This window comes from Flavobacterium collinsii (genome assembly GCF_946903285.1).
GTDB lineage: Bacteria > Bacteroidota > Bacteroidia > Flavobacteriales > Flavobacteriaceae > Flavobacterium > Flavobacterium collinsii.
The window spans coordinates 382689-397872 of the sequence record NZ_OX336425.1; the positions used below are offsets into that span (position 1 = coordinate 382689).

Below are 15184 nucleotides of genomic sequence, written 5' to 3' on the forward strand. Positions count from 1 at the left end.
GGTTTAAATTTAATATATAACTCTTACAATTATTTAATCTTAAAAGCATTTAGACCAGGAAAATAAGCTGTACTTCCTAACTCCTCTTCGATTCTTAATAATTGATTGTATTTGGCCATACGATCAGAACGGGAAGCAGAACCTGTTTTAATTTGTCCGCAGTTTAAAGCAACTGCTAGGTCAGCAATTGTATTATCTTCTGTTTCTCCTGAACGGTGCGACATTACTGAAGTATACCCAGCATTTTTAGCCATATTTACAGCTGCAATCGTTTCCGTTAAAGTACCTATTTGGTTTACTTTTACTAAAATTGAATTTGCGATACCTTTTTCAATTCCTGTAGATAAACGAGCAACATTAGTTACAAACAAATCGTCACCTACCAATTGCACTTTATCCCCAATTTTATCTGTTAGATATTTCCATCCATCCCAGTCATCTTCATACATACCATCTTCTATAGAGATAATTGGATATTTAGCAGCCAATTCAGCTAAGTAATCAGCCTGCTCTTCAGAAGTTCTGATTTTTCCAGTCTCACCTTCAAATTTAGTGTAATCGTATTTTCCGTTTACGTAAAATTCAGAAGCAGCACAGTCAAGAGCAATCATAATTTCATCACCGAAAGAATATCCAGCTTTTTCAACTGCCAACTTAATCGTATCTAAAGCATCTTCAGTACCACCGGCTAAATTTGGTGCAAAACCACCTTCGTCACCTACAGCCGTACTTAAACCTCTATCGTGTAATACTTTTTTCAAGCTATGGAATATTTCAGTTCCCATTTGCATAGCATGTGTAAAAGAAGTTGCTTTCACAGGGAAAATCATGAATTCCTGAAATGCGATAGGCGCATCAGAGTGAGAACCTCCATTGATGATATTCATCATTGGCACAGGTAACGTATTAGCAGAAACTCCACCTACATATCTGTATAATGGCAATCCTAATTCATTAGCAGCAGCTTTGGCAGCGGCCAAAGAAACTCCTAAAATAGCGTTAGCTCCTAATTTAGATTTGTTCGGAGTACCATCTAGATCAATCATTAACTGGTCGATCGTGTTTTGTTCGAAAACAGAAGTACCCACTAACTCTTCAGCAATAACAGTATTTACATTGTTCACTGCATTCAAAACTCCTTTTCCAAGATAAGCTTTACCTCCGTCACGTAATTCAACAGCTTCATGCTCTCCAGTTGATGCCCCAGATGGAACTGCAGCTCTACCTAAAACGCCATTTTCAGTTACAACATCAACTTCAATAGTAGGATTACCTCTGGAATCAAGAATTTGTCTTGCGTGAACTTTAATTATAATACTCATTATTTTTATTTTTTTATTAATAAATTATATTTTTTTTTCGAAATTATAAAAATATTTAATAGTAAAAACGTATTCTAGCTAATAAACATCTTTATTTATTAACTACATCGTTTTAGCAATAACTTCTTTTATATTCTCGACAAACTGATCAAACAAATACGACGAATCGTGAGGTCCCGGACTAGCTTCCGGATGGTATTGTACTGAAAAACAATTCTTACTCTTCATGCGCATACCGGCAACTGTTTGATCATTTAAATGTAAATGGGTAATTTCCAACTCCGGGTGATTGTCCAACTGCTCTTTATTTACAGCAAAACCATGATTTTGTGAAGTTATCTCACCTTTACCCGTAATCAAATTTTTCACTGGGTGATTAATTCCACGATGACCGTTAAACATCTTATACGTCTGAACTCCATTTGCCAAAGCAATTACTTGATGTCCTAAGCAAATTCCAAACAAAGGCTTATCATTAGCTAAAATTTCTTTTGCCACTTCAATAGCTCCAAAAAGCGGATCCGGATCTCCAGGTCCGTTTGATAAAAAGTAGCCATCCGGATTAAACTCAGCTAAATCTTTATAAGTTGAGTTGTATGGAAACACCTTAATGTAACAATCTCTCTTCGCCAGATTTCTCAGGATATTTTTCTTAATTCCCAGATCTAAGGCAGATATCTTATAAGTAGCATTTTCATCTCCAAAAAAATAAGGTTCAGTAGTTGAAACTTTTGATGCCAACTCTAAACCTTCCATATTCGGCACATTAGCCAACTCCTTTTTTAATTCTTCAATCGAAGTACCATCTGTACAAATAACGGCATTCATTGCCCCATTGTCACGAATATAACTTACAAGAGCTCTTGTATCAACATCAGAAATACAAATTAAGTTTTGCTTTATAAAATAATCTTCCAAGCTACCTGAGGCATCTTCTCTGGAATAATTAAAGCTAAAATTTTTACAAACCAAACCGGCTATTTTGATGCTCTCAGATTCAACTTCAGAATCATTAACACCATAATTTCCAATATGAGTATTAGTAGCAACCATTATCTGGCCAAAATAAGAAGGATCTGTAAAAATCTCTTGATATCCAGTCATTCCTGTATTAAAACAAACTTCACCAAAAGTCTTACCGCTAATTCCGATAGATTTTCCGTGAAAAATAGTCCCATCACTTAGTAATAAAATGGCGCTTTGTCGTGTCGTGTATTTCATTCTTTAATTTGTATTGTTTTTTTAATTGTTTCATGAAATTCCTTTTAGGATTTTCATTTGTAATTAGATATTTTGCAAATTTACTTCTTTAAAAGAGTGCTTCCAAAAATTTTTAAAAATTTCATCTCTAAAAATAAAACCCATTAACTGAAATAAGTTAAATTTTGGTTTCACTGAAAAAAAATCAAAAAAAAAAAAGGATAAACTAAAAATTAGTTTATCCTTGATTTCTATAGAATCATTACTTTCATAATTATTCAGAAGCTTCAGTAGTCGTTTCTGATTCAGCAGCAGGAGCTTCAGGAGTACCTTCAGCTTTTTTAGCTTTACCACCACGACGGCTTTTTGCTTTTTTAACTTCTTTTTTACCACCATTGTAAAGTTCATTGAAATCTACAAGTTCGATCATTGCCATATCAGCATTATCTCCCAAACGATTTCCAACTTTAATGATACGAGTGTATCCACCTGGACGGTCTCCAACTTTAGCAGCTACGTCTCTGAACAAGTCAGTTACCGCATATTTACTACGTAAGTAAGCAAAAACAATACGACGGTTGTGAGTCGTATCTTCTTTTGATTTTGTGATTAAAGGCTCAACAAATTGTTTAAGCGCTTTAGCTTTAGCAACAGTAGTGTTAATACGTTTGTGCTCAATAAGAGAACAAGCCATATTAGCTAACATAGCTTTTCTATGTCCAGTCTGTCTGCTTAAGTGATTGAATTTTTTTCCGTGTCTCATTGCTATTTTAAATTTAATCCGCCGCGGCGGATTGAATTATTCTTTATCTAATTTGTATTTAGCTAAATCCATTCCGAAAGTTAAATTCTTAACCGCAACAAGTTCATCAAGTTCAGTTAAAGATTTTTTACCAAAATTACGGAATTTCATTAGATCATTTTTATTGAACGATACTAAATCACCAAGTGTATCAACTTCAGCCGCTTTCAAGCAATTTAATGCTCTCACAGATAAATCCATATCAACAAGCTTAGTTTTAAGCAATTGTCTCATATGCAATGACTCTTCATCATACGATTCTGTTTGTGCAATTTCGTCAGCCTCGAGTGTAATTCTTTCGTCAGAAAATAACATGAAGTGGTGAATTAAAACTTTAGCAGCTTCAGTAAGGGCATCTTTTGGATTAATAGATCCATCAGTTTTAATTTCAAAAACTAATTTTTCGTAATCTGTTTTTTGCTCTACACGGAAGTTTTCAATTGCATATTTTACATTTTTTACCGGAGTAAAAATAGAGTCTGTAAAAATGGTACCAATTGCAGCGTTCTGTTTTTTGTTCTCCTCAGCAGGAACATATCCTCTACCTTTTTCGATTGTTAAATCGAAGTTCAATTTGATTTTAGAATCTAAGTTACAGATAACAAGGTCTGGGTTCAGAACTTGAAAACCTGAAATAAATTTTTGAAAATCACCTGCTGTTAATTGATCTTTACCAGAAACAGAAATTGTAACTGCTTCATTATCGATATCTTCGATTTGACGTTTGAAACGTACTTGTTTTAGATTAAGGATAATTTCGGTAACATCTTCAACAACACCTGAAATAGTAGAAAACTCATGATCTACACCTTCGATACGAACAGATGTAATTGCATAACCTTCTAATGCTGAAAGCAAAACTCTTCTAAGTGCATTACCAACTGTCAATCCATAACCAGGTTCTAAAGGTCTAAATTCGAATTTACCTTCAAAATCGGTTGAATCGATCATGATAACTTTATCGGGCTTTTGAAAATTAAATATTGCCATAAATTTCGACTAAGTCAATTATTATTTGTTGTACAACTCTACGATTAATTGTTCTTTAATGTTTTCTGGAATTTGAAGTCTCGCAGGTACAGAAACGAAAGTTCCTTCTTTAAGATCATTGTTCCAAGTAATCCATTCATAAACATGACTTGAATTTGATAAAGAACGTTCGATAGCTTCTAAAGATTTAGATTTTTCACGAACTGCAACTTTATCACCAGGTTTAAGGTGGTAAGAAGCGATATTTACAACTTCACCATTCACAGTAACGTGTCTGTGAGAAACTAATTGTCTAGCACCTCTTCTAGAAGGAGCAATACCCATTCTAAAAACAACGTTATCTAATCTTGCTTCACATAATTGTAAAAGAACTTCACCAGTAACACCTTTAGTAGCTGATGCTTTTTTGAATAAATTTCTGAATTGTTTTTCTAAAATTCCGTAAGAATATTTAGCTTTTTGCTTTTCCATTAACTGAACAGCATATTCAGATTTTTTACCTCTTTTTTTAGCCATCCCGTGTTGTCCAGGTGGGTAATTTCTTTTTTCGAAAGATTTATCATCTCCGAAGATTGCCTCGCCAAATTTACGAGCAATTCTAGTTTTAGGACCAGTATATCTTGCCATTTCTAAAAAATTAATTTAAGGTAGAGATTATGAATTCAGGTCAAATCCTTCGATAATCTATGCTCTACCTTGTTTATACTATGAATAAATAAAATTAAACTCTACGTCTTTTTGGAGGACGACATCCGTTGTGAGGCATTGGAGTAACATCGATAATCTCTGTAACTTCAATTCCACCGTTATGAATAGAACGAATAGCAGACTCACGTCCGTTTCCTGGTCCTTTTACATAAACTTTTACTTTTTTAAGTCCTGCCTCAAGAGCTACTTTACTACAATCTTCTGCTGCCATTTGAGCTGCATACGGAGTGTTCTTTTTAGAACCTCTGAAACCCATTTTACCAGCTGAAGACCAAGAAATAACTTCACCTTTCTTGTTAGTCAAAGAAATGATAATGTTGTTGAAAGTGGCAGAAATATGAGCTTCACCCGTTGATTCAACGATAACTTTACGTTTTTTTGCAGTTGCTTTAGCCATATTACTTATTATTTAGTTGCTTTTTTCTTGTTAGCAACAGTTTTTCTTTTACCTTTTCTTGTTCTAGAGTTGTTTTTAGTTCTTTGTCCTCTTAACGGAAGACCAGATCTATGACGGATACCTCTGTAACAACCAATATCCATTAAACGTTTGATGTTCAAAGAAACTTCAGAACGTAATTCTCCTTCAATTTTGTAAAATCCAACTGCATCACGAATTGCTCCGATCTCGTCATCATTCCAATCTTGAACTTTTTTGTCTTGGCTAACTTGAGCTTTTTCTAAAATCTCAATAGCTCTACTTCTCCCTAATCCAAAGATATAGGTTAGTGCTATAACACCTCTTTTATTTTTTGGGATATCTACCCCTGCTATTCTTGCCATAATTATCCTTGTCTTTGTTTAAATCTAGGATTCTTTTTGTTTATTACGTACAATCTCCCTTTTCTACGCACGATAATGCACTCGGCACTTCTCTTTTTTACTGATGCTCTAACTTTCATAGTGAATATCCTTTAATATCGATAAGTAATTCTTGCTTTTGACAAATCATAAGGACTCATTTCCAGTTTCACTTTATCACCAGGTAATAACTTGATGTAATGCATACGCATTTTACCAGAAATATGAGCAATTACGATATGTCCATTTTCTAACTCTACACGGAACATCGCATTTGATAATGCTTCGATGATTGATCCGTCTTGTTCTATTGCTGATTGTTTTGCCATAAATATATTAAGCTACCGCTTTTCTATTTTTACCAGTCTTCATTAAACCATCATAATGTTTGTTTAACAAGTACGAATTGATTTGTTGAATAGTATCTATTGCAACTCCAACCATAATTATTAATGAGGTACCTCCAAAAAACATTGCCCAAGATTGTTGTACATCCATAATACTTACAACAATAGCTGGGAACACAGCAATCAAAGCAAGGAATAAAGATCCTGGGAAAGTTATTAAAGACATCACTTTATCAAGGAAGTCAGAAGTTTCAGCTCCTGGACGAACTCCAGGAATAAAACCACCACTTCTTTTTAAATCATCGGCCATTTTGTTAGTAGGAACAGTGATTGCAGTATAAAAGAATGTAAATACAATAATTAAAGTTGCAAATACAAAGTTGTACCAAAATCCGAACATATTACTAAACGCACCAACAATAGATTGTGATGTGTCTGATTTAGACAATCCAGCTACAGCTGCAGGAATAAACATAATTGCCTGAGCAAAGATGATTGGCATAACTCCAGAAGCATTAAGCTTAAGAGGAATCCATTGTCTATTACCACCAGCTAAATCCTGCTCGTAATCTCCAGTTGTTGTACGACGAGCGTACTGAACTGGAATTCTGCGTACTGCCATTGTAAGCAATACACAAGAAATGATTACTAATAACCACACAATAATCTCAATAACTAACAACATTGGACCTCCATTGTTATTGGTAACTCTGGTTGTAAATTCTTGTATAAAAGCTTGCGGTAAGCGCGCTAAGATACCAACCATAATCAATAATGAAATTCCATTTCCAATACCTTTATCTGTAATTTTTTCTCCAAGCCACATAGCAAAAATTGTACCTGTAACTAAGATAATAACTGATGAGAACAAAAATTCAGGTGAATTAAAGCCCAGTAAGAATGCACTACCAGGCAATGTTCTATACAAATTATAGATATAAGTTGGACCTTGAACCAGTGTAATAGCTATAGTCAACCAACGAGTGATTTGATTAATCTTTTTTCTACCACTCTCTCCATCGTTCTGAAGTTTTTGTAAATAAGGAATCGCAATTCCCATCAACTGAACAACAATAGATGCAGAAATATAAGGCATAATACCTAAAGCAAAAACTGAAGCTTTAGAGAAAGCACCTCCTGTAAACATGTCCAGGATAGATCCTAAACCATTTTTAGTTTGCCCCGCTAAACCTGTTAATTGAGTTGCGTCAATTCCAGGAAGCGTAACATGTGCACCAAAACGATATACTAAAAGCAATCCTAAAGTAATTAAGATTCTATTTTTCAGTTCTTCGATTTTCCAAACATTACTTATTGATTCAATAAATTTCTTCATCTTAATAGATAAGTTATATAATTACAGCTTCTCCACCAGCAGCTTCGATAGCAGCTTTTGCAGTAGCGGTAAATTTGTGGGCAGTTACTTTTAATTTTGCTTTCAATTCTCCTCTACCTAAAATCTTAACGATTTCATTTTTGGTAGCTAGACGATTTGCTACGAAATCTGTCATAGAAACAGAATCAGTAATCACACCATTGTCTACTAATAATTGAAGCGTATCTAAATTAACACCTTCGTATTCTTTACGATTGATGTTTGTGAAACCAAACTTAGGTACACGTCTTTGAAGTGGCATTTGCCCTCCTTCAAAACCAATCTTTTTAGAATAACCAGAACGAGATTTTGCTCCTTTGTGACCTCTTGCAGAAGTACCACCTTTTCCAGAACCTTCTCCTCTACCTAATCTTTTATTTTGATTGTGTGTTGACCCTTCAGCTGGTTGTAAGTTACTTAAATTCATAACAGTATTTGTTATTTAGCTTCTTCTACAGAAACTAAGTGTTTAACTTTGTTTATCATCCCAAGGATTGCAGGATTTGAATCATGCTCTACAACTTGTCCCATTTTACGTAGACCTAAAGCTTCCAAACCTCTTTTTTGAGAAAGAGGGCAGTTGATTTTGCTTCTTACTTGTTTTACTAATAATTTAGCCATAATTTCCTTGAATTAACCTTTAAAAACTTTTTCTAAAGAAACACCTCTTTGTTTTGCAACAGTATGAGCGCTTCTCATTTGTAATAAAGCATCAAAAGTTGCTTTTACCACGTTATGAGGATTTGATGATCCTTGAGATTTAGATAATACATCGTGAATACCTACTGATTCAAGAACTGAACGAACAGCTCCACCAGCAATAACTCCTGTACCATGAGAAGCAGGAATTAAGAATACACGTGCACCACCAAATTTACCTTTTTGTTCGTGAGGAACAGATTGTCCGTTCAAAGGAATTTTTACTAAATTTTTCTTAGCATCTTCTACTGCTTTCGCAATTGCTTCAGAAACGTCTTTAGATTTTCCTAATCCATGACCAACTACTCCGTTTTCATCACCTACAACTACAATAGCAGAAAAACCGAAAGCTCTACCACCTTTTGTAACCTTAGTAACACGATTAACACTTACCAGACGATCTTTAAGTTCAAGACCACTTGGTTTTACCAATTCTACATTTTTGTATTTAGACATAATATATTAGAATTTAAGTCCAGCCGCTCTTGCGCCTTCTGCTAATGATTTAATACGACCGTGGTATAAATATCCACCTCTATCAAAAGTGATGGTATCAATCCCGGCTTTTAACGCTTTCTCTGCAACTAGTTTTCCAACAGCAGCAGCTACTTCAACGTTAGTACCTTTTCCTATTTCTTTTTCTCTTGAAGATGCAGCTAATAAAGTAACTCCGTTTACGTCATCAATAAGTTGAGCGTAAATTTCTTTGTTGCTTCTAAATACAGATAGTCTTGGGTTAGTAGCAGTACCACTAATCGATTTTCTAATTCTGAATCTAATTCTCTGTCTTCTATCAGATTTTGTTAATGACATAATCTTATTTTTTAAGCTGATTTACCTGCTTTTCTTCTTAATACTTCACCCACAAATTTAACACCTTTTCCTTTGTATGGTTCAGGCTTACGGAAACCTCTGATTTTCGCAGCTACCTGACCTAAAAGTTGTTTATCAAACGATGTTAATTTTACGATAGGGTTCTTTCCTTTTTCAGATATTGTTTCTAAAGCTACTTCTGGAGCAATTTCTAAAACAATATTGTGAGAATATCCAAGAGCTAAATCTAACTTTTGACCTTGGTTTGAAGCTCTATAACCAACTCCAACTAATTCAAGTTCTTTTGTAAAACCTTCAGATACACCAATAATCATGTTATTGATTAATGATCTGTACAATCCGTGTTTTGCTCTTTGGTCTTTATGATCAGACGATCTTTCAACTTGTACTTGATCGCCTTCAACTGTTACAGTTACGTCCGAAAACTCCTGAGTTAGTTGACCTTTTTTTCCTTTTACTGTAATAATACCGTCTTTAACTTCTACAGTTACGTCAGCAGGGACTACAATTGGGCTTTTACCTATTCTTGACATCTTATTTAGTCTTTAAAATTAGTATACGTAACAAATTACTTCACCACCTACATTTAATTGTTTCGCTTGTTTTCCAGTCATAAGACCTTTTGAAGTTGAAACAATTGCAATTCCTAATCCGTTAAGGATTCTTGGTAATTTGGCAGCACCTGCGTATTTACGTAAACCAGGTTTACTAATTCTTTGGATATCTTTAATTACAGGCTCTTTAGTATCTTTATCATACTTCAAAGCAATTTTGATCGAACCCTGAACAGAGTTGTCTTCAAATTTGTAACTTAAGATATAACCTTGATCAAATAAGATCTTAGTTATTTCTTTTTTTAGATTAGAAGCTGGAATTTCAACAACTTTGTGGTTTGCAGCCACAGCGTTACGAACTCTAGTCAAATAATCTGCAATAGGATCTGTATACATATGTATTTGATTGCGATTACGGTTTTCGGGAGACACTCGTCTCCCGAACCTTTAATCAATTAAAATTATTTTTTGGTTTGCAAAAGTACTAACTTTTTGCGAGATTACCAAGATGCCTTTTTAACTCCAGGAATTAACCCATTATTAGCCATCTCACGGAAAGTTACACGTGAAATACCAAATTGACGGATATAACCTCTTGGTCTACCTGTTAATTTACAACGATTATGTAAACGAACTGGTGAAGCATTTTTAGGTAATTTTTGTAGGCCTTCATAATCTCCAGCTTCTAACAAAGCTTTTCTTTTTTCAGCGTACTTAGCTACCGTTTTCTCTCTTTTCACCTCACGGGCTTTCATTGATTCTTTAGCCATGTCTTAATTCTTTTTAAAAGGTAATCCTAATTCAGCCAATAATGACTTTGCTTCCTTGTCTGTTTTTGCAGTAGTAACAAATGTAATATCCATTCCTGAAATTTTGTTTACTTTGTCAATATCAATTTCCGGGAAAATGATTTGCTCTAAAACTCCAAGATTGTAGTTACCTCTTCCGTCGAAACCAGTAGCTTTGATACCACTAAAATCTCTAACGCGTGGTAAAGCAGAAGTAATAAGTCTATCTAAAAACTCATACATTCTCTCTCCACGTAAAGTAACTTTTGCTCCAATAGGCATCCCTTTTCTCAATTTGAAAGACGCAACGTCTTTCTTTGAAATTGTAGATACTGCTTTTTGTCCAGTGATCTTTGTTAACTCATCAACCGCATAGTCAATAAGTTTTTTATCAGATACAGCTGCACCAACTCCACGGCTCAAAACGATTTTTTCAAGTTTAGGAACTTGCATTACGTTTGTATATCCGAATTCTTCTTTAAGAGCAGAGATTACTCTACTCTTATATTCTTCTTTTAGTCTAGGTGTATATGCCATTACTATAGTACTTGATTAGATTTTTTTGAAAATCTTACTTTCTTATCTCCTTCTACTCTAATACCAACTCTAGTTGTTTCCTTAGTTTTAGGATCAATTAGTGAAATGTTAGATATTTGTATAGAAGCTTCTTTCTTAACGATACCACCTTGAGGGTTTTTAGCACTTGGTTTTGTATGTTTCGAAACCATGTTTACACCTTCAACTATCGCTTTATTTTTCTCACGGTAAACACGTAAAACTTTACCTTCAGCACCTTTATGGTCTCCAGCAATAACTCTTACGATATCTCCTGATTTTATTTTTAGCTTTATCATCTTAAAACGAATTAAAGCACTTCTGGTGCTAATGATACAATTTTCATGAATTGTTTTTCACGAAGTTCTCTTGCTACCGGACCAAAAACACGTGTCCCTCTCATTTCCCCTGCAGCGTTCAAAAGAACACATGCATTATCATCGAAACGGATATAAGAACCATCAGCTCTTCTCACTTCTTTTTTGGTACGTACAACAACTGCAGTTGAAACAGCTCCTTTTTTAACGTTACCGTTAGGAGTTGCATCTTTAATAGATACTACAATCTTGTCACCAACAGAGGCATACCTTCTTTTGGTACCTCCTAAAACACGGATAGTTAAAACTTCTTTTGCTCCCGTGTTATCTGCTACTTTTAGTCTTGATTCCTGTTGTACCATAATTATTTAGCTCTTTCTAAGATTTCAACTAATCTCCAACATTTTGTTTTACTTAAAGGACGCGTTTCGCTAATTCTTACAGTATCTCCAATGTTACAGTCGTTTGTTTCGTCGTGTGCAACGTATTTCTTTGTTTTCAACACGAACTTACCGTATAATGGGTGTTTTACTTTTCTTACTTCAGCAATAACAATAGACTTATCCATTTTATTTGAAGTAACAACACCTATTCTTTCTTTTCTTAAATTTCTTTTTTCTTCCATCTTTCAGCAGAATACAATTATTGTAACTCTCTTTTAGTTAACTCTGTAGCCAATCTTGCAACTGTTCTTCTTACACTTCTAATTTGAAGCGGGTTCTCAATTGGAGAAATAGCGTGAGCCATTTTTAGGTCAGCATATATTTTCTTAGTTTGACTAAGTTTTTCTTGCAACTCCGCTGCAGAAAGATCTTTTATTTCTGATTGTTTCATAATATAAATTTAATTATGCTTCGAAATCTCTAGCAACGACGAATTTAGTTTTTACTGGAAGCTTTTGAGCTGCAAGACGTAAAGCCTCTTTTGCAACTGATAAAGGAACTCCTCCAACTTCAAACATAATTCTTCCGGGTTTAACAACGGCAGCCCAATATTCAACGGCACCTTTACCTTTACCCATACGTACCTCAAGAGGCTTCTTAGTAATTGGTTTGTCTGGAAATATTTTGATCCATAATTGTCCTTCTCTCTTCATGAAACGAGTTGCAGCAATACGTGCAGCTTCGATTTGACGAGACGTTAAGAACATTCCATCTTCATGTACAGATTTAATACCAAACATTCCATTAGAAAGTTCATGCCCTCTTTGAGAGTTACCTTTCATTTTACCTTTCTGTACCTTACGGTATTTTGTTCTTTTAGGCTGTAACATTTTTCTTTAGTTTAAAAATTTACTTTCTTTTACGAGCGTCTGGTTTACCACCTTTATTAAAAGGCTTTCTGTCTCCTCTTGGAGAATCTCCACCTTTACCACCACCAGTTCCAGATTGTTTTTTATCCATTCCTGCAAGTGGGGAAAGATCTCTCTTTCCATAAACCTCACCTTTCATGATCCATACTTTGATTCCCATTCTACCGTAAGTAGTGTGAGCTTCAGCCAAAGCATAGTCAATATCAGCTCTGAAAGTTGATAGAGGAATTCTACCTTCTTTGAAACCTTCTGAACGCGCCATCTCAGCTCCATTCAAACGACCAGAAATCAAAACTTTGATACCTTCAGCGTTCATACGCATAGAAGCAGCAATAGCCATTTTGATTGCACGTCTGTAAGAAATACGGCTTTCAATTTGACGAGCGATGCTTGTCGCCACAAGATAAGCATCTAATTCAGGTCTTTTAATTTCAAAGATGTTAATTTGAACCTCTTTGTCAGTAACTTTCTTAAGTTCCTCTTTCAACTTGTCTACCTCTTGTCCACCTTTTCCGATAATGATACCAGGTCTAGCAGTAGTGATAGTAACGGTTACAAGTTTCAAAGTTCTCTCGATGATTACTTTAGATACACTAGCTTTTGATAAACGAGCGTGGATGTACTTTCTGATTTTGTGATCTTCAGCAAGTTTATCGCCGTAATCATTCCCACCATACCAGTTTGAGTCCCACCCTCTGATGATACCAAGTCTATTTCCAATTGGATTTGTCTTTTGTCCCATGCTGCTTAAGAATTGCTTTGTGTGTTATTGATAGCTCCAAGCACGATTGTTACGTGATTAGAACGTTTTCTTATTCTGTGTGCACGACCTTGTGGAGCTGGACGAAGTCTTTTCAACATCATTCCACCATCTACTCTGATCTCTTTAACAAATAATCCAGCCTCTTCTAAATTACCTTCACTATTTTTTTGCTCCCAGTTGTTGATTGCAGATAATAATAGTTTTTCTAGTTTTCTTGAAGCTTCTTTAGAACTGAATCTTAAGATGTTAAGTGCTCTTTCTACCTTCTGACCTCTTACCAAGTCCGCTACTAAGCGCATTTTTCTAGGTGAAGTAGGGCAGTTATTCAATTTTGCGAAAGCAATAGACTTATTAGCCTCTTTTCTCGCATCTGCTGTTTCTCTTTTACGAACTCCCATTGCTTCTTATTTTTTACCTTTATTTTTTGCTCCAGCATGACCTCTAAAAGATCTAGTTGGTGAAAACTCTCCTAATTTGTGACCTACCATGTTTTCTGTTACGTAAACTGGTACAAATTGACGACCGTTATGAACTGCGATAGTTTGTCCAACGAAATCTGGAGTAATCATAGAAGCTCTAGACCAAGTCTTCACTACACTATTTTTACCACTTTCTACGTTTTCCTGAACTTTCTTGTCTAACTTATAATGAACGAAAGGTCCTTTTTTTAATGAACGTGCCATATCTTATTATTTCTTTCTACGTTCTACGATATACTTGTTACTCGGGTTTTTCTTAGAACGAGTTCTATAACCTTTTGCTGGTATTCCATTTCTTGAACGTGGATGTCCACCAGAAGAACGTCCTTCTCCACCACCCATTGGGTGATCAACAGGGTTCATTGCAACAGGTCTTGTTCTAGGTCTTCTTCCTAACCATCTTGTTCTACCAGCTTTTCCTGATACAACTAATTGGTGGTCTGAATTGGAAACAGCTCCAATTGTAGCCGAACAAGTTAACAAGATCAATCTTGTTTCACCAGATGGCATTTTAATTGTAGCATATTTTCCATCTCTTGCCATTAATTGAGCAAATGTTCCAGCTGAACGAGCGATTACCGCACCTTGACCTGGACGTAACTCAATACAAGAGATTACAGTTCCCAAAGGAATTCTGCTTAAAGGCAATGTATTACCAATTTCAGGTTGAGATTCTGGACCAGAAACTAATTTCTGACCAACTTTCAATCCGTTTTGAGCAATAATATAAGTTTTCTCTCCATCAGCGTAAGCTAATAAAGCGATAAATGCAGTACGATTTGGATCGTATTCGATTGATTTCACTGTAGCCGGAATTCCGTCTTTAGTTCTTTTGAAATCAATAATACGATATCTCTGCTTGTGACCACCACCCGTATAACGCATGGTCATCTTTCCTTGACTATTTCTACCTCCAGAGTTTTTTATCGGCGCTATCAAAGAGCGTTCCGGCTTATCAGTTGTAATGGCGTCATAACCATTCACAACTCTAAATCGCTGACCTGGGGTAATAGGTTTTAATTTTCTTACTGACATTTTTCTATCTTAGATATTGTTGTAAAAATCAATTGTTTCTCCTTCTTGTACTTGTACAATTGCTTTTTTAATTGCATTTGTCTTTCCACTGATTAAACCACTTTTAGTGTATTTTGTAGTTCTATCCGGTCTTACGTTCATCGTATTAACTGAAACGATAGTTACTCCATAAGCAGCTTCAACAGCTTTCTTAATTTGAACTTTGTTTGCTTTTTTGTCAACAACGAATCCGAAGCGGTTTAAAACTTCACTTTCTTTGGTTACTTTTTCCGTTACTATAGGTCTAATTATGATACTCATATTCCT

28 protein-coding genes are annotated in these 15184 nt (G+C 35.0%); all 28 read right to left on the reverse strand.

Annotated features, from left to right (window positions below; all coding sequences use genetic code 11):
* Positions 1 to 29: 29 nt before the first annotated feature.
* The 28 genes from eno to rplW all read right to left on the reverse strand — a co-directional run bounded on the left by eno (position 30) and on the right by rplW (position 15178).
* Positions 30 to 1322 (reverse strand): phosphopyruvate hydratase, encoded by a 1293-nt coding sequence (gene eno, locus OGZ34_RS01735; RefSeq protein ID WP_173967243.1) that lies wholly within the window; start codon positions 1320 to 1322, stop codon positions 30 to 32.
* 102 nt (positions 1323 to 1424) lie between these two features.
* On the reverse strand, positions 1425 to 2543 hold the full coding sequence (carA, locus tag OGZ34_RS01740) for a glutamine-hydrolyzing carbamoyl-phosphate synthase small subunit (RefSeq protein WP_263361968.1): 1119 nt from the start codon (positions 2541 to 2543) through the stop codon (positions 1425 to 1427).
* A 253-nt stretch (positions 2544 to 2796) separates the two neighbouring features.
* On the reverse strand, positions 2797 to 3285 hold the full coding sequence (rplQ, locus tag OGZ34_RS01745; RefSeq protein ID WP_017495007.1) for a 50S ribosomal protein L17: 489 nt from the start codon (positions 3283 to 3285) through the stop codon (positions 2797 to 2799).
* Positions 3286 to 3321: 36 nt separating this feature from the next.
* Positions 3322 to 4314: a DNA-directed RNA polymerase subunit alpha gene (locus OGZ34_RS01750; protein WP_026109818.1), complete on the reverse strand. Its 993-nt coding sequence runs from the start codon at positions 4312 to 4314 to the stop codon at positions 3322 to 3324.
* A gap of 21 nt (positions 4315 to 4335) precedes the next feature.
* Complete coding sequence (gene rpsD / locus OGZ34_RS01755) at positions 4336 to 4941, reverse strand: 30S ribosomal protein S4 (RefSeq protein WP_026982953.1); 606 nt, start codon at positions 4939 to 4941, stop codon at positions 4336 to 4338.
* Between the two features lie 94 nt (positions 4942 to 5035).
* Positions 5036 to 5419, reverse strand: a complete 384-nt coding sequence (gene rpsK, locus OGZ34_RS01760; protein WP_007803677.1) for a 30S ribosomal protein S11 — start codon at positions 5417 to 5419, stop codon at positions 5036 to 5038.
* A gap of 8 nt (positions 5420 to 5427) precedes the next feature.
* Positions 5428 to 5802, reverse strand: coding sequence for a 30S ribosomal protein S13 (gene rpsM, locus OGZ34_RS01765; RefSeq protein ID WP_031456033.1), 375 nt, complete (start codon positions 5800 to 5802; stop codon positions 5428 to 5430).
* A gap of 2 nt (positions 5803 to 5804) precedes the next feature.
* Positions 5805 to 5921, reverse strand: coding sequence for a type B 50S ribosomal protein L36 (gene ykgO / locus OGZ34_RS01770; protein WP_002987490.1), 117 nt, complete (start codon positions 5919 to 5921; stop codon positions 5805 to 5807).
* 12 nt (positions 5922 to 5933) lie between these two features.
* Positions 5934 to 6149, reverse strand: coding sequence for a translation initiation factor IF-1 (gene infA / locus OGZ34_RS01775; RefSeq protein WP_007136545.1), 216 nt, complete (start codon positions 6147 to 6149; stop codon positions 5934 to 5936).
* A gap of 7 nt (positions 6150 to 6156) precedes the next feature.
* Positions 6157 to 7503, reverse strand: a complete 1347-nt coding sequence (gene secY, locus OGZ34_RS01780; RefSeq protein ID WP_017495008.1) for a preprotein translocase subunit SecY — start codon at positions 7501 to 7503, stop codon at positions 6157 to 6159.
* A gap of 13 nt (positions 7504 to 7516) precedes the next feature.
* The gene (gene rplO / locus OGZ34_RS01785; protein ID WP_173967240.1) at positions 7517 to 7969 is read right to left on the reverse strand and encodes a 50S ribosomal protein L15; all 453 of its coding nucleotides are present in this window, start codon (positions 7967 to 7969) and stop codon (positions 7517 to 7519) included.
* An 11-nt stretch (positions 7970 to 7980) separates the two neighbouring features.
* Positions 7981 to 8163 carry a 50S ribosomal protein L30 gene (gene rpmD, locus OGZ34_RS01790; protein ID WP_017495010.1) on the reverse strand — a complete coding sequence of 61 codons (183 nt, stop codon included), beginning with the start codon at positions 8161 to 8163 and terminating at the stop codon, positions 7981 to 7983.
* Between the two features lie 12 nt (positions 8164 to 8175).
* Positions 8176 to 8700, reverse strand: a complete 525-nt coding sequence (gene rpsE, locus OGZ34_RS01795; protein ID WP_085950926.1) for a 30S ribosomal protein S5 — start codon at positions 8698 to 8700, stop codon at positions 8176 to 8178.
* 3 nt (positions 8701 to 8703) lie between these two features.
* Positions 8704 to 9054 carry a 50S ribosomal protein L18 gene (gene rplR / locus OGZ34_RS01800; RefSeq protein WP_072960630.1) on the reverse strand — a complete coding sequence of 117 codons (351 nt, stop codon included), beginning with the start codon at positions 9052 to 9054 and terminating at the stop codon, positions 8704 to 8706.
* Between the two features lie 11 nt (positions 9055 to 9065).
* Positions 9066 to 9608 carry a 50S ribosomal protein L6 gene (rplF, locus tag OGZ34_RS01805; RefSeq protein WP_173967239.1) on the reverse strand — a complete coding sequence of 181 codons (543 nt, stop codon included), beginning with the start codon at positions 9606 to 9608 and terminating at the stop codon, positions 9066 to 9068.
* A gap of 18 nt (positions 9609 to 9626) precedes the next feature.
* Complete coding sequence (rpsH, locus tag OGZ34_RS01810) at positions 9627 to 10025, reverse strand: 30S ribosomal protein S8 (RefSeq protein ID WP_017495014.1); 399 nt, start codon at positions 10023 to 10025, stop codon at positions 9627 to 9629.
* A gap of 104 nt (positions 10026 to 10129) precedes the next feature.
* A complete protein-coding gene (rpsN, locus tag OGZ34_RS01815; protein ID WP_031456037.1) occupies positions 10130 to 10399 on the reverse strand; it encodes a 30S ribosomal protein S14 in 270 nt (89 codons plus the stop codon).
* Positions 10400 to 10402: 3 nt separating this feature from the next.
* Entirely contained in the window at positions 10403 to 10954 is a 552-nt protein-coding gene (rplE, locus tag OGZ34_RS01820) for a 50S ribosomal protein L5 (RefSeq protein ID WP_017495015.1), read from the reverse strand.
* A gap of 2 nt (positions 10955 to 10956) precedes the next feature.
* A complete protein-coding gene (rplX, locus tag OGZ34_RS01825; RefSeq protein ID WP_007803650.1) occupies positions 10957 to 11271 on the reverse strand; it encodes a 50S ribosomal protein L24 in 315 nt (104 codons plus the stop codon).
* A gap of 11 nt (positions 11272 to 11282) precedes the next feature.
* Positions 11283 to 11651 carry a 50S ribosomal protein L14 gene (gene rplN / locus OGZ34_RS01830; RefSeq protein ID WP_007803649.1) on the reverse strand — a complete coding sequence of 123 codons (369 nt, stop codon included), beginning with the start codon at positions 11649 to 11651 and terminating at the stop codon, positions 11283 to 11285.
* A gap of 2 nt (positions 11652 to 11653) precedes the next feature.
* Positions 11654 to 11914, reverse strand: a complete 261-nt coding sequence (gene rpsQ, locus OGZ34_RS01835; RefSeq protein ID WP_007803646.1) for a 30S ribosomal protein S17 — start codon at positions 11912 to 11914, stop codon at positions 11654 to 11656.
* A 17-nt stretch (positions 11915 to 11931) separates the two neighbouring features.
* On the reverse strand, positions 11932 to 12123 hold the full coding sequence (gene rpmC / locus OGZ34_RS01840; protein ID WP_007803639.1) for a 50S ribosomal protein L29: 192 nt from the start codon (positions 12121 to 12123) through the stop codon (positions 11932 to 11934).
* A gap of 13 nt (positions 12124 to 12136) precedes the next feature.
* Entirely contained in the window at positions 12137 to 12562 is a 426-nt protein-coding gene (gene rplP, locus OGZ34_RS01845; protein WP_007803637.1) for a 50S ribosomal protein L16, read from the reverse strand.
* 19 nt (positions 12563 to 12581) lie between these two features.
* Positions 12582 to 13343, reverse strand: a complete 762-nt coding sequence (rpsC, locus tag OGZ34_RS01850; protein ID WP_007803635.1) for a 30S ribosomal protein S3 — start codon at positions 13341 to 13343, stop codon at positions 12582 to 12584.
* A 5-nt stretch (positions 13344 to 13348) separates the two neighbouring features.
* A complete protein-coding gene (rplV, locus tag OGZ34_RS01855) occupies positions 13349 to 13762 on the reverse strand; it encodes a 50S ribosomal protein L22 (protein WP_007803631.1) in 414 nt (137 codons plus the stop codon).
* Between the two features lie 6 nt (positions 13763 to 13768).
* Positions 13769 to 14047, reverse strand: coding sequence for a 30S ribosomal protein S19 (rpsS, locus tag OGZ34_RS01860; RefSeq protein ID WP_012022488.1), 279 nt, complete (start codon positions 14045 to 14047; stop codon positions 13769 to 13771).
* A gap of 6 nt (positions 14048 to 14053) precedes the next feature.
* Positions 14054 to 14878, reverse strand: a complete 825-nt coding sequence (gene rplB, locus OGZ34_RS01865) for a 50S ribosomal protein L2 (protein WP_173967238.1) — start codon at positions 14876 to 14878, stop codon at positions 14054 to 14056.
* Positions 14879 to 14887: 9 nt separating this feature from the next.
* Positions 14888 to 15178: a 50S ribosomal protein L23 gene (gene rplW, locus OGZ34_RS01870; protein WP_017495018.1), complete on the reverse strand. Its 291-nt coding sequence runs from the start codon at positions 15176 to 15178 to the stop codon at positions 14888 to 14890.
* Positions 15179 to 15184: the final 6 nt, after the last annotated feature.